This is a genomic window from Rothia sp. HMSC065D02 (genome assembly GCF_001815285.1).
GTDB classification, from domain to species: Bacteria; Actinomycetota; Actinomycetes; order Actinomycetales; family Micrococcaceae; genus Rothia; species Rothia dentocariosa.
The window spans coordinates 52,586-73,154 of sequence record NZ_KV820063.1 but is presented as its reverse complement, the minus strand read 5'-3'; the positions used below and the strand labels follow the sequence as shown (position 1 = coordinate 73,154).

The 20,569-nt window shown below is 56.3% G+C and carries 14 protein-coding genes, 1 tRNA gene and 1 other RNA gene; 14 read left to right on the top strand and 2 right to left on the bottom strand.

Translation table 11 applies throughout. The features are described 5' to 3' along the window. Positions 1-97 precede the first annotated feature (97 nt). Positions 98-182 (bottom strand) — tRNA-Ser (locus HMPREF3016_RS01215). A 150-nt stretch (positions 183-332) separates the two neighbouring features. On the opposite strand from HMPREF3016_RS01215, the gene ffs reads away from it, so the two are divergent. The 12 genes from ffs (at position 333) to HMPREF3016_RS10645 (ending at position 15,410) form a co-directional block, all read left to right on the top strand. Beyond that, positions 333-427: signal recognition particle sRNA small type (gene ffs, locus HMPREF3016_RS01210), an RNA gene on the top strand. 552 nt (positions 428-979) lie between these two features. Then, positions 980-3,868 (top strand): DNA polymerase III subunit gamma and tau, encoded by a 2,889-nt coding sequence (locus HMPREF3016_RS01205; protein WP_048753366.1) that lies wholly within the window; start codon positions 980-982, stop codon positions 3,866-3,868. A 42-nt stretch (positions 3,869-3,910) separates the two neighbouring features. Further along, positions 3,911-5,047, top strand: a complete 1,137-nt coding sequence (gene recR / locus HMPREF3016_RS01200; protein ID WP_048753367.1) for a recombination mediator RecR — start codon at positions 3,911-3,913, stop codon at positions 5,045-5,047. Positions 5,048-5,236: 189 nt separating this feature from the next. Next, entirely contained in the window at positions 5,237-6,532 is a 1,296-nt protein-coding gene (locus HMPREF3016_RS01195; protein WP_070739536.1) for an aspartate kinase, read from the top strand. 235 nt (positions 6,533-6,767) lie between these two features. Next, positions 6,768-7,235 (top strand): helix-turn-helix domain-containing protein, encoded by a 468-nt coding sequence (locus HMPREF3016_RS01190; protein WP_239668235.1) that lies wholly within the window; start codon positions 6,768-6,770, stop codon positions 7,233-7,235. Between the two features lie 38 nt (positions 7,236-7,273). Beyond that, entirely contained in the window at positions 7,274-7,921 is a 648-nt protein-coding gene (locus HMPREF3016_RS01185; protein WP_070739545.1) for a PIN domain-containing protein, read from the top strand. A 48-nt stretch (positions 7,922-7,969) separates the two neighbouring features. Next, positions 7,970-8,920: a 3-methyladenine DNA glycosylase gene (locus HMPREF3016_RS01180; RefSeq protein ID WP_070739533.1), complete on the top strand. Its 951-nt coding sequence runs from the start codon at positions 7,970-7,972 to the stop codon at positions 8,918-8,920. Between the two features lie 1,014 nt (positions 8,921-9,934). Further along, positions 9,935-10,186, top strand: a complete 252-nt coding sequence (gene purS, locus HMPREF3016_RS01175; RefSeq protein ID WP_004006543.1) for a phosphoribosylformylglycinamidine synthase subunit PurS — start codon at positions 9,935-9,937, stop codon at positions 10,184-10,186. A gap of 4 nt (positions 10,187-10,190) precedes the next feature. After that, positions 10,191-11,003: a phosphoribosylformylglycinamidine synthase subunit PurQ gene (gene purQ, locus HMPREF3016_RS01170; RefSeq protein WP_070739530.1), complete on the top strand. Its 813-nt coding sequence runs from the start codon at positions 10,191-10,193 to the stop codon at positions 11,001-11,003. Positions 11,004-11,032: 29 nt separating this feature from the next. Beyond that, entirely contained in the window at positions 11,033-13,351 is a 2,319-nt protein-coding gene (gene purL / locus HMPREF3016_RS01165; RefSeq protein WP_070627057.1) for a phosphoribosylformylglycinamidine synthase subunit PurL, read from the top strand. Between the two features lie 227 nt (positions 13,352-13,578). Beyond that, positions 13,579-14,904 carry a glycosyltransferase 87 family protein gene (locus tag HMPREF3016_RS01160; RefSeq protein ID WP_246828406.1) on the top strand — a complete coding sequence of 442 codons (1,326 nt, stop codon included), beginning with the start codon at positions 13,579-13,581 and terminating at the stop codon, positions 14,902-14,904. 296 nt (positions 14,905-15,200) lie between these two features. Continuing rightward, positions 15,201-15,410 carry a helix-turn-helix domain-containing protein gene (locus HMPREF3016_RS10645; protein ID WP_037232106.1) on the top strand — a complete coding sequence of 70 codons (210 nt, stop codon included), beginning with the start codon at positions 15,201-15,203 and terminating at the stop codon, positions 15,408-15,410. Positions 15,411-15,655: 245 nt separating this feature from the next. Here HMPREF3016_RS10645 and HMPREF3016_RS01150 read toward each other — a convergent pair whose 3' ends face one another. After that, the gene (locus tag HMPREF3016_RS01150; protein ID WP_246828405.1) at positions 15,656-16,363 is read right to left on the bottom strand and encodes a biliverdin-producing heme oxygenase; all 708 of its coding nucleotides are present in this window, start codon (positions 16,361-16,363) and stop codon (positions 15,656-15,658) included. Positions 16,364-16,566: 203 nt separating this feature from the next. Between HMPREF3016_RS01150 and HMPREF3016_RS11435 the strand changes: the two genes are divergently transcribed. Next, the gene (locus HMPREF3016_RS11435) at positions 16,567-19,179 is read left to right on the top strand and encodes an HtaA domain-containing protein (protein ID WP_070739518.1); all 2,613 of its coding nucleotides are present in this window, start codon (positions 16,567-16,569) and stop codon (positions 19,177-19,179) included. Between the two features lie 199 nt (positions 19,180-19,378). Next, positions 19,379-20,563: a heme/hemin ABC transporter substrate-binding protein gene (locus HMPREF3016_RS01140; RefSeq protein ID WP_083315853.1), complete on the top strand. Its 1,185-nt coding sequence runs from the start codon at positions 19,379-19,381 to the stop codon at positions 20,561-20,563. Positions 20,564-20,569: the final 6 nt, after the last annotated feature.

The window sequence follows — 20,569 nt, the reverse complement described above, 5'->3', positions numbered from 1 at the left end:
TAAAGGGTGGAGTCTTCTCAGAAAACTAGATAAAACCCGGTCAGCACACCAAAAAACAAAAATCCCCGACCTCGAAAACTCGAAGCCGGGGAAAGAGCGGAGGATGGGGGATTTGAACCCCCGAGGGCGTGAACCCAACACGCGTTCCAGGCGTGCGCCATAGGCCGCTAGGCGAATCCTCCAACAAAACACCCAAAAGGGCGAACGGATAAAACTATACAGGGAACCCAACACTAAGGCAATTCTGCCCCAACGAAAGTGCCCAATGCCACTAGGCACCCCAAGGCCCCGACACCAAGTTCACAACCACCACAAAATCAGGTAGACTGGTACGTGCCTCTTACGTGGCGTTATCTTGGAAAACTCCCCCAGGACCGGAAGGTAGCAAGGGTATTCGAGCTATGACGGGTGCGTAAGAGGTTTTTTATATCCAAAAACATTCGCAGCAGAAACACACCGTCATAGTGCGCTCACGCGCCCGCTTCGCGGCTTCAACCTCAGATTTATTTCCTCGCGCGCTCGGAATCTGAGGCTTCAGCGGTTGCGTAAGAGGTTTTATCGTTAAACTTCGGATGCATTACACAGTGCATCAGGCTGACAGGATTTCCCAGCTTTACAGGGACCCTGTCAGCTACGCTCGTTCCTCGTTTGCTGACATCCCTAGGCGCTTAGAAATCCTGTAGCCATGATGCACCTGCATCTCGTTTCCCTGGGGTGGAAGGGGCAAATGTTTCTGGGTCTCTAGTGTTTTTTGGCAAAATGATGTTTTCCGTTTCAGCGTCGAAGGTGGATTCTAGGTTCTTCTAGACTTCGGGAGCGTTTTCTTCAAGAGACTTATCTGAGATAGCCTGCCCACCATTTCTCACAGGCGAGAATTTAGGCATAAACCATCCCACGCCGATGACGAAACCAAGCCCCAAGCGCGCATCCGTGAACTAAAATAGTGTAGAACCCCGCATCGTCAACCAGAAGGTCACCCGTGAGCACAGCACTCTACCGCCGTTACCGCCCCGAGACCTTCGCCGAAGTCATCGGGCAAGAACACGTCACCGAACCGCTCATTACCGCGCTCACCAACAACCGCGTCAATCACGCCTACCTCTTCTCAGGCCCACGCGGATGCGGCAAAACCACCTCCGCACGAATCCTGGCACGCTGCCTCAACTGTGCCCAAGGACCAACCCCCACCCCCTGCGGCGTATGCGACTCCTGCCGCGAACTCTCCCGCGACGGCGGCGGCTCCCTCGACGTCATCGAAATGGATGCGGCATCCCACGGCGGCGTAGACCACGCCCGCGACCTGCGTGAACGTGCAACCCTCGCACCCGTGCGCGACCGCTACAAAATCTTCATCATTGACGAAGCACACATGGTCACCCGCGAAGGGTTCAACGCCCTGCTCAAAATCGTGGAAGAACCGCCCGAGCACATCAAATTCATCTTCGCCACCACAGAGCCAAATAAGGTTCTCGGAACCATCCGCTCGCGCACCCACCACTACCCGTTCCGGCTGGTACCGCCCGAAGTTCTTCTGCCCTACCTCGAAAAGCTCTGCGGCGAAGAGAACGTGCCCGTCGAATCCGGGGTTCTTCAACTCGTCATCCGTGCCGGCGGCGGCTCCGTGCGCGACTCGCTCTCCATTCTTGACCAGCTTATCGCCGGTGCCAACACCGAATCCGGCATCAGCTACGACCGCGCGGTCGCCCTGCTCGGGTACACGCACGCCCAACTTCTCGACAACGTGATTGATGCGTTTTCCGCCCAGGATGCGCCCTCCCTCTTCGAGGCGGTCTCGCGGGTGGTGGCGACCGGGCAAGACCCCCGCCGTTTCGTCGAAGACCTGCTCGAACGCCTACGTGATTTGATTGTGGTGCAGGCGGTACCGCAGAATGCCGCGCAAATTCTGCAGGGTGTTCCCGCCGACCAGATAGAACGCCTCAAAACGCAGGCGCAAGCCTTCACCACGGCCCAGCTGACCGGCGCCGCGAGCACCGTTAACGAAGTGCTTAATTCTATGACCGGTGCCACCAACCCGCAGCTGCAGCTTGAACTGCTATGTGCGCGGCTGCTAGTTCCTGCGGGCAATTCGGGCGGTGCTGGCGGCGATCTCACCGCCCTGGCCTCTCGGCTGGATGCGCTCGAACGTCGTCTTGCCGCCGGTGGTGTGGGTGCGCCTCAACGCGGGGGACGCTCGGGAAATCCCGCAGTGGGTCAGAGTACGCCTTCCGGCGCGCAGAATAACGTATCGCCCAGCGCTGGCGGTTCCGCCGAACGTCAAGCTCCCGCGCAGCATGCCGCTCCCCCGTTGGCGGCAGGCGGCGGAGCATCAAAGAAGGCGGCTGGTGCCGAGGCTACGAACGCATCGGCACAGCATCGCGGCCCCGTTTTAGGGCAGAACACGAATCAGCAGGTGCCTAAGTCTGAAACTGAAGGCGAGCAAAAAGAGACGCCCCAGACTCAGAAGTCTCAGGGTTCCGCGCCTCAGAATTCCGCGCCATTGGCCTCTGCTACAGAAGGTACAGGACTTTCCGATGGTGCGCCTTCGGAGCCCACACCATCCCGTTCGGATCCCTCAGAACCATCGGCCGCCGCGCAGGAAACTCCCATAAAGCGCGTTACTGTCGCGGATGCAGAAGACCCGCTTGCCTCGGTGCGTGCCAACTGGCGTGCCGTGATCGCGCGGGTGAGCGCGCCGGGCGCATCCGAAAAACTATTACAGGTTGAGCCCGTGCGCCTGATCAGCGGCGAACTGTATGTGCGGGCAGATATGCCTACACTCAAGGCGGTTGCTTCTTTTGTGCCGGAGTTGAGCGCGCGCGTGAGCGATTTTCTGCGCAAGCAGGTGCGTGTGCGTGCCGAAGTTGCGCGTCCCCAAACCCAGCCAGATGCGCGCCCTGCCCAGGCACCCGCCGCGAACCAGAAATCTTCTGATCCCGCGCCGATCGCTGACGGTCCGCGTGGTGGCGTGGATGCGTGGAACCGCCACGGGCAGCCCGTCCCGTCCGGGCAAGAGGCGGCATCACAGGGTACAACCAACGTAGATGCGCCCATCACGGCCTGGGAGGTCGCGCCTATTCCGCAAGATTCCGAGGATTCCCCCGCCGAGCTGCACCCGGATGATGCGGCTGAGGGCCAGCACGCCGCAGCATCACAGTCCGGTTCTTCCCCGCAAGATACAGCGCCTCAAGATTCCCCGTCTCAGCCCAGCGCATCCTCGGAGGCGCAAGCGAACTTGCCTCCCGAAACCGAGCCTGTACCCCCTGAAATACCCGAAGATAGCGGGAATACGAGGGTTCCCGAGGGCGGTTTTGGCGAGCGCGATTCCTTCGCGGCCTCGGGCAGCGGGATTCCGCAGCAGGATTCTCCGAGTCCGCACGAACAGGGTGAGGATAGCGGTAATAAAGATCCTCAGGATGCCGGTAACCATGATGAACCGGTGGACGATTCCGCGCCGGATCCGGGCGAGACGCAGGGTGAGAGCTCTTCCCCCTCAGTTTCCCTTGAGTCTGTAGGTACCGCCGAAAACGCCGAGTTCAGCAATATTCCGGCGCCAAGCGCATCCGCACCGCTGGCTGCGGGGAATAAGCCGGCTCGGGAGGCTGCCGCATCCGCCCCGGTCTCACCTTTACCACCCCTGGCTCAGCGGCTGGATTCAGCGGACACAAAACCCGAAGAGCCGCCCGCCGAATCCGAGCAGGAGACTGCCCCGGCACGCGGACAACGCGCGCAGCAGGAGCAGAGCGATGAAGAAGATGTCGTTTCTGATGACGACGAAAGAATTGAGAACAGCGTTCATATCGGTTTGCGCGCCATCGAAAAGATTATTGGCGGCAAGGTGATCGACGAACGTCCGCTCCATCAGATTTAGCGCGGCACAACGCGCTCACAGCACACACAGACGAGGAGAAGCATGTACGAGGGCGCAGTCCAAAATCTCATCGATGAACTTGGTCGCCTGCCGGGGGTGGGTCCCAAGTCGGCGCAGCGCATCGCCTTCTATATTCTCAACTCTGACGCCTCAGATATGGCACGCCTGACCAACGCGATTTCGAAGGTCAAATCGAGTGTGAGCTTTTGCGAAATATGCGGCAACGTTTCGGAGACGAAGCAGTGCGTTATCTGCCGTGATGATCGGCGTGACCCGGGCCTGATTTGCGTGGTTGAGGAATCCAAGGATGTGGTGGCGATTGAGCGCACCCGTTCCTTCACTGGGCGTTACCATGTGCTGGGCGGGGCTATTAACCCGTTGGCGGGGCTTGGCCCCGAGCAGCTGCGTATTCGTGAGCTGGTTTCGCGCCTGGCAGATGAGCGTATTCAAGAGATTATTCTAGCGATGGACCCTAACCTTGAGGGCGAAGCGACCGCAACCTACCTTTCGCGAATGCTGGTTCCGCTGGGCATTCGCCTCTCACGGCTGGCATCCGGTCTGCCCGTTGGCGGCGACCTGGAATATGCAGACGAGATTACGCTCGGGCGCGCGCTTGAGGGGCGCCGCGTGATCAGCGAAGGCGCAAGTATCGCCCAGGCGAATGCCGCCGAAGATTTTGAGCAGGTGGTTGACGAAGAGCAGGCGGAACGTGAGCGCGCAGATACTGAGCCAAAGGCGCCGCGTAAACGTTGGAGCGGGAGCATGTTCGACGACCTTGACGATTCCCAAGGTGAGCCCGAGGACTCTTCCTCTGATAATCCGCACGACACAGAGAACGATAATTCTCGTGCGGATAATTCCCCCTCACCTGGCACGCAGACTACCGTTGATGAGGCGCTTATCGAACAGGCGCTCGATAATTCTGCCGATGCAGACGCTCCGAGTTCCGAAGACTCGCCAAATTCCCCGAAAGAAGCCCAGCCCGAGTCCTATAAATCGGCGGCTCAGGCTGAGCAGATTCCGGTGGATATTCCGCGCGCTGATGCCTACCGCATCCACGCGCACCGGTCGGAGGATTATGAGGCGCGCATCCGTAAAATCCAGGAGGGGCCCTTACGCACGCCCACCCCGGAGGTTCCGCCTCTGCCCGGTGCCAAATACGTTAACCCGTGGAGCTAATAAGCCCTGCCGTTCTATAAAAGTGGGATGTGCACCGCTCGGTTCCGCTGAGTCATCCGTAACAGTTCTTCATATTTCACGTTCTAATACACATACGTGCACAATTCCCACCGCGCGCCGCACCCGCCTACTATGTAAAGAGCCGGTAAACTAGCCGGTGGCATACTCAATACTGACCTGGAGAATTCAATGAGCCTGATCGTCCAAAAGTTCGGCGGTTCTTCCGTCGCGGATGCCGAGGGTATCAAACGCGTCGCCCAGCGCATCGTGGACACCCAAAAAGCGGGCAATGATGTGGTCGTGGTTGTCTCCGCGATGGGCGACACCACCGATGAACTACTCGACCTTGCCGCTGAAGTAACCGCTACCGTTACCCCCTCGCGCGAGCTCGACATGCTCCTGACTGCGGGCGAGCGCATCTCGACGGCTATTCTGTCGATGGCGGTCAACGATCTAGGCGCGAAGGCGCAGTCTTTCACGGGTTCCCAGGCGGGCATGATTACCGACGGCGTGCATGGCGCGGCGCGGCTTGTGGAGGTCAATCCAGACCGTATTCGCCGCTCTGTTGAGGCCGGAAACATTGCGATTGTAGCGGGGTTCCAGGGTGTTAACCGCCAGAGCGGTGACATTACGACCCTCGGTCGCGGCGGTTCAGATACTACGGCGGTCGCTCTTGCGGCGGCGCTTCACGCGGATGTGTGCGAGATTTATTCGGATGTGGACGGCGTGTTTACAGCCGACCCGCGCATCGTATCAACCGCGCATAAGCTCGATACTGTCACGAGTGAAGAAATGCTTGAGATGGCGGCAAATGGCGCAAAGATTCTGCATCTGCGCAGCGTGGAGTACGCCCGTCGTTTCAATCTGAAACTGCATGTACGTTCGTCATTCTCGAATCTTGAAGGCACTCTTGTTATCCCGGAAAATTCCGCGGAACTGACCCCCACCCATGTGAAGGAGATTCCCTTGGAACAGCCCTTGATTTCTGGCGTTGCGCACGACCGTGGACAGGCAAAAATTACCGTGGTGGGCGTGCCCGATATCCCCGGATCTGCCGCTAAGGTTTTTGGTCTGCTCAATGAGGCCAAGATTAACATCGATATGATCGTGCAGAACGTCTCGACCGACCGCCCGAACGTGACTGATATTTCCTTTACGCTCAACCAGGCGCAGGGTCCGCAGGCGTTGCAGGTGCTTGAGAAGACCCAGTCCGAGATCGGTTTTGAAGAGGTTATTTATAACGAGGCAGTGGGTAAGCTTTCGCTTGTGGGCGCGGGCATGAAGACCAACCCGGGTGTTTCGTTTACCTTCTTTGAAGCGCTGAGCAATGCGGGCGTGAACGTCGAGATGATTTCGACCTCCGAGATTCGTATCTCGGTTATCACCGAGCTTTCAAAGCTTGATGAGGCGGTCCGCGCGGTGCACACTGCCTTCGAGCTCGACGCCGAAGGCGAGGCCACCGTATACGGCGGAACAGGCCGCTAAACTTCTTATCTTCCAAGAAGGGTTAGGGGCGTCGGAAGGACATTTTTGTCTTTCCGACGCCCCTACTTCTTAAACTCATCTACCTTCTTTATGTGAAATATCAATTTATGCGCTTCACTTATTTCAGATATTTGATACGCTGGTATTTGTAACGCTAGTGCACCATTGCAGCTGGTTCCCGTCGAAACTCTTATTCTTCATGGTCACCGACTGTCTGCGCACGAAAGGAAAGCTTATGTCTGTAACTATTCCCAATCTGCGTGATGAAACTATTTCTCAGGCTCGTGCCGAGGCACAGCACATCCTTGCCCAAGCGAAGGAAACCACGATTTCACTCAGCGTTTCCGGAGCGGAAAGTGGACAAATCGGGGATGCGCTCAATCAGGTCATCTCTCAGGTTTTGCATGCTTTGGCTCAAGGACAGCACATCGACATTCAGACCATCCCGCACGATCTGACGACCACAATGGCCGCACAGCGCATCGGCATTTCTCGCCCTACGCTCATGAAGGCAATCCGCTCGGGAGAGCTGCCAGCTCACAAGGTTGGATCCCATTTCCGCGTTCGTACCGAAGATGCCGATAGGTTCCGCAAGAAACTACTGGAAAAAAAGGTTGCCGAAAGCAAACAAGCGCTCCAAGACCTCTGGGCATTCGAGGAAGAAAATAACCTTGTAGATGTACTCGGGGGCCCTGCGTGGTAACACGTGATTATTCCGTCCTGCTCGATACCAATATCCTGATGAGCAAGACCTTGCGGGATTGGATCTTAATGCTCGCAAAAGAGTCCAAATATCAACTCTTCACGCCATATATTTCATGGGGAATTCTTGATGAGTTTGGGTACAGAGTGCGCCGCAATGAGCCAACGCTTGATGACGGAGTAATATCCACATGGCGAAAGCAGATTCTCAAAGCAACCGGTCAGCCACTCGAAGGTTTTCCTGTAGGCTCTGTCGAGGGGTACCCCGACCAAGATGATCTTCATGTACATGCCGCAGCCCAGTACTGCGGTATGCATATTCTCGTCACTGATGACGTAAAGCTCCTTGCCTATGCGAGCACCAAAGAAGCAGAGCTAACACAAAACTATGAGACCTTCAGCGCCAACGCTTTTCTCATGCACCTCACAGAGCTCTCATCCCCTTCCCTCTTCGCTCAGGTGTACGTTAAACATGTAAAGTACGCCCTTAGTCGCGGCTATAAAGATATCGATGTATGTAAGGCACTAGACCGCACAAAAGATAGACGAGGGAATATTCAGAGACCTCTCGCTCCTACGTTTGCCCGATTCTTACGAACACATATTATTAACCGCCCGGATGTCGCCTCTGCTATCGACCGAATTCTTACGGAAAGCGCCGATGTTCCGTTCCCTCCGTCCCCATGATCTTGCGCTCCCTTATGTCCCACGCAGCAGATAGTTTAGTCTAGAAGGATGACTCCCAAAGTGCTACAGGTACTTGACGGCTCGCTCTGGCGTGCTTATGCGAAGGAGCATGAGCGCCGGGCGGGTCGTTTTGCTGACCCGTTTGTGTGGCGGCGCGAGCGGGGGCAGGCGCATCCGGTCGAGGATTTTCTGTTTACGTACTACACGCTCAAGCCCGGTCAGTTCAAGCGCTGGCATCCGGGGGCTGGTGTCATTCTGCTGGATGCCGCCGAGCGCACCAGCTGGAAATTCTACCGCGCTGCAACCGAGGACGAGCTCCTTTCAGCTGGGCTCTCCCCCGACGATGCACACACCCATGCCGAACGCGGCGATGCGGTTCTCGTGGATGTACCCCAATTCGTGGACAAACGTGGCACCGCCCTCACGTTCACCCGCGAAATTCTGTCAAATACAGCCGATAAAAAAGCGTTCTTTGGGTGCTTTGGTATGCACGAATGGGCGATGGCGTATAAATCAGTTCAGAACAATATTCGTCACGACTACCTGGATTTGCGCTTGGGTGCTGAAGGCACCGACCGGGTGGTTGAGTCCCACCGCATCCGCTGCTCGCATTTTGATGCATTCCGGTTTTTCATGCCTCAGGCGGCGCCCATGAACGAGCTACAGCCCACCCGTGAATCGCAGCGCACACTAGAACAGCCCGCTTGCCTGCACACCAATATGGACGTCTATAAGTGGGCATATAAGCTGATCCCGCTCATCGATTCGGCGCTCGTGATGGACTGTTTTGAGCTTGCCTGGGATGCGCGCGAACTCGATATGCGCGCCGCACCGTACGACCTTCTCGAGTGGGGTTATGAGCCCATCAAAGTAGAGACCCCCGAGGGTAAAGCCGAGTATGTGCGGCATCAACGCGAGCTCTCGGAGCGCTCGGTAACGCTGCGCCGTCGCGTCTTGAGCCAGATTGAGGGCGCTCTCAATCGCGCCGCCGTGGCTTAAACTAATTTCTCCCCCGCCGGAAAACGAGGGAGAAATACTTGTGGTTGAGTTTATCTATCGCGATAGCCTGTCTTTTTCATCCCGAGGAGCATCTTCGAGCTTTTCTGAAGTGCCACACTCCTCAAGCCCGTATGTATTCGGTGAATATTTTCAGCGATCGTTATTTACTTAGTGGTGATTGTCCTGCACGGCTTGTGCGGTGACTCAGCGCGGTGCATCACCGCCCACCCCGGAAATGATGGCTCATTCCGCTCGGTGGAACGGAGTGAATTAACATAGCCGCGCGCTATGCCTTTTCAAGCCACGGTGGTTACGCGGTTGATGCAGCTCAGGGTTTGCCCGTTTTGTTTTCTGCCAGTGGTGATGACAGGAGTGCGATGAGGCGCCGCTTGAAAACTGGCGCGACATCATACACGTTCTTAGAGAATTTGTAATCATATATTCTCTGTGAACATAATCACTTTAAACAAAATGTGAGCAAAATGAATCGTTGATGTCACTTTTATGGAGCAAAAGTTTACAACGGAAATATACTATACAGCATGCGAGATTGGTTTTTATAATTTACATGTAAATAGTTTATGTGAAATCAACAACTTTAAGATTAGTTTACCACTCATGCATACTTTAAACATTGACACGACGCTTGAAAACTAGCTGAGGCGCGCATCCTGATATGCATAATCTCCAAAATCATTCTTTAATCCGCAATTCTGAAACATCACCTGCTAGAGACTTCAAAATTCCGATGTTCGCTCACAGAGAACGATTTTTGAGAAGAATTATTACGCTTTTCTACAAGGAGTTTTGATTCCACACTTTCTTCTTGGTAAGGCATAGCTCACCATGGGTATCTTCATATTTCTGCACATCTAGTTTCACGTTCCCGTACCCGCCGCTCTTTCACTGAATACTGCGGTCAAAATTCGCTCGCCGAGCGGGCGTCAAGAAGCGTGTTTGCGGTAACATTAAGACGGCTCAATCAGAACTCATGCACCCAAGGAGTGCCCGCACATGGCCCGTATTGTTGTTGATGTTATGCTCAAGCCCGAAATTCTTGACCCACAGGGTAAAGCTATCGCTCACGAGCTGCCCCGTATCGGTCTAAATTCCTTCACCGACGTTCGCCAAGGCAAGCGTTTTGAGCTGACCGTCGAAGGCGAAGCTACCGAAGAGCATCTTGCGCAGGCACGCCAAGCGGCAGAAGAGCTACTCTCAAACCCCGTCATCGAAGACGTTGTGAACGTCTCGGTTCTGGAGGACTAAGAGCATGGCAGAATCACTCGCAGCACACGAAGTTCCCCTTGTTGGCGACTTCAGCGTCTCGGCACCCAACCCCGACTTTGCTGATGCGCGCATCGGAGTTATTACTTTCCCCGGCACCCTTGATGACCGCGATGCGGCGCGTGCAGTACGGTTAGCGGGCGGAACCGTCGTCGAACTTTGGCACGACGAGGAAGACCTCAAAAACGTTGATGCCGTCATCATTCCCGGCGGTTTCTCCTACGGCGACTATCTGCGTGCGGGCGCTATCGCGGCGAAAGCACCCGTCATGCATTCGGTCATCGCAGCAGCAAATGCAGCGGGAACATCGGGCTCTGTTCCCCTGCCGGTGCTGGGCATCTGCAATGGTTTTCAGATTCTTACCGAGTCGCATCTGCTCCCCGGATCCATGATTAAGAACGATCACCGCAAGTTCATTTGCCGTGACCAAACCCTGCGCATCGAAAATAACGCCACCTCGTGGACCGGATCTTACGAACCTGGGCAAGAGATTGTTGTTCCGCTTAAAAACCAGGACGGTCAATACGTGGCGGACGCCAAAACCCTAGAGGCGCTCGAAGCCGAGAATCGCGTCGTGTTCCGATACGTGGGGTTCAACCCGAACGGTTCACGCCACGATATTGCTGGTATCAGCAACGAACGCGGAAACGTCGTCGGTCTGATGCCCCACCCAGAACACGCGGTTGAGCCCGGTTTTGGTCCCTCATCCTCCGGATTCGGTGATGTTTCACTACGAGGCGGTGCGGACGGCTTGGGCGTCTTCACCTCCGTTCTTTCCAACCTGATCAACGCCCGCTAGACGCACGACGACAAGGATAGACACAAGCGATGAGCGAGAAGCAGTTTAACCTCGATACCGTCGAGCACGCGGCGGAAACCCCCGATACCGAACTCCCCTGGGCAGAGCTGGGGTTAAAGGAAAACGAGTTCGAAGACATCAAGAAGATTCTGGGTCGCCGCCCGACCGCGGCCGAGCTGGCCATGTACTCGGTCATGTGGTCCGAGCATTGCTCCTACAAATCCTCGAAAGTGCACCTGAAGCAATTCGGCGCCAAGGTTACCGATGAGATGAAAAAAGACCTGATGGTCGGCATCGGCGAGAACGCTGGCGTAACCGATATCGGCGACGGGTGGGCGGTAACCTTCAAGATCGAGTCACATAACCACCCCTCCTATGTTGAGCCTTATCAGGGTGCGGCAACCGGCGTGGGCGGTATTGTGCGCGATATTATTTCGATGGGTGCACGCCCGATCGCGGTTATGGATCCGCTGCGTTTCGGCGCTATCGACCACCCGGATACCGCCCGCGTGGTCGGCGGTGTGGTTGCGGGCATCGGCGGCTACGGCAACTCTCTGGGGCTGCCCAATATTGGCGGCGAGACCGAATTTGACGCCTGCTACCAGGCAAACCCCCTTGTCAATGCCCTGGCAGTCGGTATTATGCGCCACGAAGATATTCGCCTGGCAAACGCATCCGGCGTGGGCAATCAGGTAGTGCTCTTCGGGGCACGCACCGGCGGCGACGGTATTGGCGGCGCATCTGTACTGGCTTCAGAATCCTTTGACGATACCAAGCCCTCCAAGCGACCCGCAGTGCAGGTAGGTGATCCCTTCGCCGAGAAGGTTCTGATCGAATGCTGCCTGGAACTCTTCAAGGGTTCCGTGGTTGAGGGGATTCAGGATCTCGGCGCTGCCGGTATTTCCTGTGCAACCAGTGAGCTCGCCTCCAACGGCGAGGGCGGCATGCATGTAGACCTTACCAAAGTACTCTTGCGAGACCCCACCTTAACCCCCGGCGAAATTCTGATGTCGGAATCGCAGGAACGCATGATGGCGGTCGTTTCGCCTGAGAACGTTGAGCGTTTTGAGGCGATTATGAAGAAGTGGGGCGTGGAGTACTCCTTCTTAGGCGAGGTGACCGATACCGGTCGCCTAACCATTGAATGGGACGGCCAGGTGATCGTTGATGTAGACCCGCGTACCGTGGCGCACGACGGCCCCACCTATGAGCGTCCCTATGCGCGCCCGGCTGGTCAGGATGCACTCCAGGCAGACCATTTCACCGGCTCCACTGCCGACGATGCACGCCCGCGCGGCGAACAGCTGGGCGAGGCTATCAAGGCGTTCATGGCATCTCCGAATATGTGCTCCAAGTCCTGGATCACCAATCAATACGACCGCTACGTGCAGGGCAACACAGCCCTCTCTATGCCGGATGATTCAGGTGTGGTACGTGTGGATGAGAACACCAACCTGGGGGTCGCGCTGGCAACTGACGCATCACCACGTTTTACCTACCTTGACCCGTATGAGGGTGCGCGCGCATCCCTGGCGGAGGCCTACCGTAATGTGGCAACTGTGGGTGCCCGCCCGGTCGCGGTTTCGGACTGCTTGAACTTCGGTTCCCCCGAAGATCCGGACGTCATGTGGCAGTTTGCGGAAGCCGTGCGCGGTCTTGCCGACGGCTGCATGGAGCTAGGTGTTCCGGTCACCGGTGGTAACGTCTCGCTGTACAACCAGACCGGAGGTAAAGCCATTAACCCGACCCCTGTGGTCGCGATGATGGGTGTAATGGACGACGTTACCCGGCGCACCCCTTCGGGTTGGGCCCCGGAACACGATGGTCAGGCCATCTACCTGCTGGGTACTACGCATGACGAGCTGGACGGTTCAGAATGGGCGCGTTTCAAGGGACACTTGGGTGGTCTGCCCCCGAAGGTTGATCTGGCGGTTGAACGTCAGCTTGGCGATATGCTCGTAAATATGTCGCGTGACGGCATGATCGATGCGGCACACGACGTTGCCGCCGGTGGTCTTGCCGCAGCACTCGCGGAAGCCTGCCTGCGTTTCAACACCGGGGCGCGCATCGGGCTGGGCGAAGTTGCCGAACGCGACGGGCTCGACCTGTTCACCCTGCTGTTCTCGGAATCCTTAGGTCGCGTGGTGGTTTCCGTCCCGCGCTCTGAGGAGGTGCGTTTCAAGGATATGTGCACCGCCCGGCAATTCCCGTTCGCGCGCATCGGCGTGGTGGATGCGCTCTCGAACGCGCTGGACTTCCAAAACGAAGTCTCCATCAACCTTGATGACCTGCGTGCCGCTCACGAAGGCACCATGGCAGCTCACTTTGGTGAGGTGGCGCAGGGCTAGATCCCTCTATCGGCATAGCCTCCCCTATACAAAAGCTCTTGATGTGAATAAAGCGGAGTTTCCAACGCTTTCTTCGCATCAAGAGCCTTTTTCTGCCTCAAGGCACTCCCCACCTGCGCTTTCACACGCTAGACTGGAGGATAGGTTACATAAACCGTTCACACCGATAACACATTCGCCCCGCCGAACCGCATCCGAAAATGCACAGACACAACAGAAAGATCACCATGACCGCAGCACCATCCGTGCAGGTCTTTGCGCCAGACATACCTAAAGCGGGCAGAATAACGCTCGCGGCATTCGCTCTCTTTGTTATCGGTTGGCTTATCTATATCGAATTCACGGGCGGACTAGACTTCAATGTCTACCGTTTCGGTGCCATGACCATCTTCGATAACGACGGCATGCACAAAGATCTCTACGCCCGAAATCTTCTGGAGTACGGCGACTTTAGGTTGCCCTTCACCTACCCGCCTTTTGCCGCGCTCGTGTTCTTACCGTTCGCTTTTCTGCCCGCGTGGGTGGGCATCGCCATCATGTATGCGATCGGCATCGGTGTTGCATGGTGGCTGGCAACCCTTATCTATAACTATGCCACCGACCGCGGCTACAGCATCCCTTTCCAGGAAAGACTCGGCACATACGGCATCATCGCTGCTCTCACGTTCATCATTATTATGACCGGGCCATGGCGGCGCGGGCTCTCGCTGATACAAATTAACCCCATCATCCTTACGCTGGTGCTTGCCGATTTTATACGACCGGCAACCCGCATTCCGCGGGGTGCACTTATCGGCATCGCGGGCGGTATTAAGCTCACCCCGCTTGCTTTCGGCCTTATTCTGCTCATGCGCAAAGACTGGCGCGGCATCCTTACCCTAGGCGCTTCTTTCGGCACGACCATTCTTCTTGGGTTTATCTTCCTTCCGCAGCAGGCAGTTACGTTCTGGACGAGCGCCGTTTCGGATTCCGGCCGCGTTGGGGGTATTAACTTCGCCGATAATATTTCGATTCAAGGCTGGCTGATGCACCTGGGTCTGCGTGAGCCTACCCTGAGGCCCGTATATTACGCCCTTGTTCTTGCTACGATCGGTCTCTGTGCGGTGCTTCTGCGCCAGCTTATTCGCCGTAATCTTGTGCTATCTCAGGTGGCGGTCGGCGGGTTTTTGATGGTGAGCATCTCCCCCATCAGCTGGTCGCATCATAACGTCATGTTCCCGCTGATTATCATGACGCTTGTTCTTGATGCTTTCCCCCTGTTTTTCACGCATCTGCCCGCCTGGTTATCCGGTACCGCACGTGTTTTGACGTGGGTGGCGTTTATCGGTCTATATATTTCGCCTATGTGGCTGGGTGCCGCCATCGGTGGCGGATTCAACAGCCTCAACCATCTTGCGCAGTATGCCTTGTTGTTTTCGACCGTGCCTATCCTGTGTCTCTATGCGGTCATGGCTCTTTGGGCAGGTTCTGCGCTCACACCGGCCGTGCGCATAGCGCAGAATCGCGATCGCGCGGTCACGGCGGGTCCTAAACCCGAGCCTCAGGCCGCGTAGCAGCAGGTAGTGTCATGTGCAGTTGAGTTACAACGCGCATACGGTGGTAACAAAGGATGCGGTGGCTTTCTCTCTGAGGAACCGCCGCATCCGCATGATGGCCATCAGGAAGCCTAAGAATCGGAAATATTCTGCCGAAAAGCGTGGTTTTCCTCCCTCTAACCCCCTAAAACTACATATATCGGCAAAATATTGCCGAAATATAGTGTTTTCACCAATTTTCATGCCATAATGGCATGAATTCGGAATTATTTTGCCGATTTATAGGGTTTCAGACTCATGGAAAGGATGCGCTCGTGCCACGGGACTTAAAGGGCTCGCTCGCCCAGATCGTTCGCGAGCATCGCCGCGAACTTCGGATTACGCAGGAGTATTTGGGGCTTCTTGCCGGAGTCTCGGAGCGCACGATCCGCGATCTCGAAAAAGGGCGCGAGTCTATCGCCTTTGACAAAGTAACCGCCGTACTCGACACCCTCGGCATCGATCTCATCCCTCGGGAGCGCTAACTTTTTATAAAGGATGCGGTGGTTCCCCTCTCTGGGGAACCACCGCATCCTTATATGTCCGTGTCACAGGATGAATTGCCTAAGCGCGTGTCTAAATCTGCCCTATAAGTGTCATATAACGGTTATTTACGTATATTTTTCAGTGATAATAAACACTCTGAGGTACTGTCTATACAAGTGTAACAATCTGTCACAAATGGTCCCGATATACCTCAAACGCGAACTTTGAACATCTATCGAGACGCTTACAGACAGCCATCCTGCTCACCTAATTGGGCAAAGAGCGCGGCATTAATACGAAACCCTTCCATAGCCTCGTCAATCAGGGCTTCACGCTGCTCTTCGCTCAAAGGAGCACGATCAAGAAGCTCCCGGTATCCATCCTTGAAGACCTTCGGCTTGGGAAGCTGCGGGAACGAGTACATGGTCAGCGCATCCCGCGCAATACCGTAATGGCGCGCCACCAGAGCCGCCACCGCCTGCCCACCCGAGAGGTCCCCCAGATAGCGCAAATAATGATGCGCCAAGAACCGCTCGGGAGCCTGCGCGGTCGCCTTGATACGCGCCACGTATTCGATAGTTGCTGGCAGCGGGGCGTCAATCTCGGTCTGCCCTAGAGCACGAATATCGTGGTGAATCGCGGCGGCACGATCCAGCCCTTCCAGAGTGAAAGGATCGGTCAGCGAGTTACCGGATTCACGCAGATTCCGAGAGATTTCCTCCAGTGCTTCATAGATATAGGTGTACTGGTTGATGAGGCGTAAATACGCGGAAGTATCGAGTTTCCCGCCCATCAAATCTTCCATAAAGGTAGAGTGCTCGGCATTGTCATGCACGCGCTTGGTACTCGCTTTTAGCCGCGCCGAAAACCGCTGGTCGGCAGCATCGGGAGAGGTGGTTTCGGGGGTAATAATGGCGGTCATGGAACGCCTCCTGATTGAGTTGAGAGTCATGAATATTTTTGATGACACTGTGTCACCAAATCAATAAATGACATAGTGTCACTAAATTTTTGGTTTTGCAACACCGATGCCAAAAAATTTTATTAAGGGTAACCTCATCATGAAGCAAAGTACTACAATTAAGCTACACAAGTCTTAGCTAATAGGTCTAGACTAAGACTGCTCATTACTAAAACCACGAATAGAGGACACACATGTCTATGTCGCATAACGCGAAGCGCTCATGGGCGTTTCTAGCGTCTGCCGCCGTTGGCCTCAGTGGCATCGCCGCCACCCCCGCCCTAGCGAACCAACCCGCACCGACCGCGCAGATCGTCTCTGAGCAGGCGCCAGCTGCCGCATCACAAAGCCTGCAGGATGCATCCGTAGATTGGGGCGTCAAATCCTCATTCCGCAGATACATTACCGGTCCTGTAGCCGGTGGTTCGCAGGAACTAACCGGTGCTACCTCCAACGCGGATGGTTCTTATCACTTCACCGCCGCTGAAGGTACCGTCGAGGCAGACGGTTCATACCACGTTAAATTCACCGGTTCCAGCGTGAAGTACACCGGGCACCACGGCGTGCTCGAAGTAACTATCAGCGACTTAGAACTTGTCATCAAAGACGGGCAAGGCAGCCTATACGCAAATATCAGCGAACGCCCCTATAACGGCAACACCACCCCGAACCCGCCCGTACAGCACGGTCACACGCTGATTGGTACTTTCGATGCTTCCTCCCTGAAAAACGAAGGTGGGCAGCTGACCTTGGCAGCATCTGATGCCACCAAGGTGAAACTCAGCGCAGAAGCAACTTCGGTGTTTGCCGGGTTCTATCAGGCGGGGCAAGAGCTGGATGCGCTGGCATTCTCCGCGAAGCTCGTTACCAAGCAGGCATCGGCACCGGAGAAACCTACTGATCCGACCCCGGAACCGACTCAGCCTGCACCTGAGCCTACTCAACCCGAGCAGCCTGCACCAGAACCGAGTAAGCCTGCCGATCCTACTCCTGAGCCATCTCAGCCTGCGCCAGAGCAGAGTAAACCTGCTGAAACACCGGCACCGCAGCCCTCACAGAGTTCCGAAGCTCCGGCACCACAGCCCTCTCAGACTTCTGAGGCACCTGCCTCAAACCCTTCAAAGCCCAGCGAAGCACCCAGCTCTCAACCGGCACCGCAGCCCTCACAAAGCACGGAAGCCGCTAAGCCCGCACCGGCTCAGCCTCCGGCTACCGATGCAGCGCCGAGAACCGACGTGCCGAAAGGTCAAGGGCACATTATTGAATCCGGCAACCTGACCTGGAATATTCGTGATTCCTTCCTGCACTACCTCAACACCATTGCGCGCGGTAACATCACCGTCGAGGGTCTGTCGAAGAATGCGGCGGGCGGGCTGGACTTTACCAGCGCATCCGGCTCGTACGATGAGGCAACGAAGACCGGTCAGATCAACTTCGCGGGCAAGGTGCATATTAGCGGGCATCACGGCCAGCTCAACAGCAGCTTCGAGAACACTCGCCTAGTCATCAAAGAGGGCAAGGGATACCTGGTTGTCGACGCCGAAGCGCTCAACATGCAGGGCGAAAACCGCACCTTCAAAGATCTTGTACTCGCCGAGGTCGATTTGAGCGGTGCAACCTTAGAAAATAACGTGCTCTCGGCTAAGAACGCAGCCGTTACCGTTACCGTCGAGGGGTCCGAGGCGATCTTCGCCGGGCAGTACAATGACGCCGACAAGCGCATTATGGCTCCGCTCTCCTTCAGCGCAAAACTCGGTTCTCAGCTGGTGGAAAACAAGGTTACCGACACCACGGTTAAGGGTTCTAACACCGGCAGCGGTTCGGCGAACCTGGGCAATAACGCAAACGCGGGTATTGGTGGCACGAACTTTGGCGGTTCCGTGAACAATGGCGGCGACAATGCCTCCCATTCCCATAACGGCTCCACCCCGGCTGCACACCCGAATGGCGGTAAGAGTGGCTCCTTCAGCAGCGTCTCGAAGAACCCCGCCCAGCCCGTCTGCACCCCGGTGACCGTGACCAAGCAGGTTCCCGTTAAGGCTGCAAAGAATGCACCGGCCGCATCCGCAGACGGTAAGGTCGCCAGCGCAGACCTCGGATGGGGCGTACGCGATTCCTTCCGCAACTACATTCGCGGCGGCATCGCTAACGGCAGCTGGGATCTGAACGGTACCACCTATTCCAATAATGCCTTCCAGTGGGCGAAGGGTACGGGTTCCTTCAAGGATGGTAAGGGCTCGATTTCCTTCACCGGTTCGGTGCATTTCACCGGACACCACGGAATTCTGGACACCACCATCTCAAACCCGCGTCTGGAGATCAACGGCAAGACCGCGGTTCTCTACGCAACGGTGGTCGGCAACGATATGGACGGCAAATCACAGAATTACGGTGAAGTTGCTCTGCTCAACGTTGATGTGAGCGGTTTGCAGGTCTCTGGCGATAAAATTTCCATCAGCGGTGCGGGCACTACCATTACCGCTGAGGGTGCTAAAGCGTTTGCAGGTTTCTACGAGGCGGGTAAGGATATGGCTCCGCTGAGCTTCTCAGCGTCGCTTTCGGGTACACAACCCGCGGGCAACACCGCCAAAACCCAGACCACCCAAACTGTGACCGAAACCGTATATCAGGGTCAGGGATGCGAATCTCTCAACGCACGCGGCTCTCATGGTCGTCTGGCGCATACCGGTGCCAGCGGTGTAGAGGCTGGGGTTGCTAGTGGTCTGGCCTCTCTGGTCGCCGGTATTGGTGCCGTACTGTACACGCGCCGTCGCAAGTCCTCCAGGATGTCTGAGCGCTCCGAATAAACCTAAGATCAGCCTATAAATACCGGCATATGCGGCGATTCTTAGGCTCGGGTTTATTCCTCGGTGCAGCATCCGCACCTCATAGCTCACCGGATGCGCCAGGGTGCGGGTAGTATCGACTACCCGCACCCTCACCCTAAGCACACGCTCTCATCACGAATACATACACTCACAGTTTTAGCCGATAGGAACTCTTCATATGGCTTTTCGTCTCTCACACCCCGGCGCAACAACACGCCCCAGACACCGGCAAGGCAGAGCGAGCGCATCGCAGAAGGTTACCGCCGCGCTATTAGCGGCATCCATATTTTTTATCTCCGGATGCGGCATCGGCACCCAAAATCCGGGCAGCACGAGCGCATCCTCGCATTCCGTGGTTGATGAACAGACCACCAAGTCTGAGCTTGAGAACCTTGCGCAGGATCTCAAGAGCAATGTTTCTTCCGATCCGAAATCGCTGACGGGTCCCAGCAGCGCGAAGAACACCCCCGAAGTTCAGCCGATGGTTGAGACTCCCACCCCGCAGCTTCCCGTGACCTTCAAGGATTTCAAGGGCGATGAGGTGACTGTTAAGTCGGCGAACCGCATCCTGGCTCTTGATCTGTACGGCACTCTCGCGCAAGAGGTCATCTCGCTGGGTTTGGGTGATCGTCTGGTCGGTCGTGTAACGTCTTCAACCGAGTCTTCGCTAGCGAAGCTGCCGCTCGTCACTCAGAACGGCCACGACCTGAACGCGGATGCGATTCTCGCGACGAACCCCGATCTTGTGCTCTGGGATAAGAGCAATGGTCCCGAAGAAGTTGTTGAACAACTGCGCGATGCGGGCGTGACTGTGGTGGTGTTCGACCATGAGAGGCGCATGGATAAGATTATTCCCCAGCTCAAGGCTGTGGCACAGGCTTTAGGCGTGCAGGAGGCGGGCGATAAGGTTGCCGAGCGCGTGCAGAAAGACCTTGATTATGCCCTGAATACCATCAAAGAAGTTGCCCCTGAAGGCGATAAGAAACTGTCGATGGCATTCCTGTACGTGCGTGGTAATGCCGGGGTGTTCTTCATTCTCGGCAAGGGTTCCGGCGCGGATGATCTGATTGCCGCGCTTGAGGGCAGAGATGTGGCTTCCGAGCAGGGCGCGCGCAACATTGTTCCCGCGAATAGCGAGGCGCTGGTCAAGGTGAACCCGGATGTCATTTTGACTATGACTCACGGCGTGGAATCCACCGGCGGCTTGGATGGATTCTTGGCACGCCCGGGCGTTGCCGAAACGAACGCGGGAAAGAGCAGGCGCGTGGTTGATATGAACGACGGGCAGATTCTATCCTACGGTCCGAACACCCCCGCCGTTCTGCTTTCCCTAGCCCGCGCTATCTACGCGCCCCAGCGTTAAGAGGCT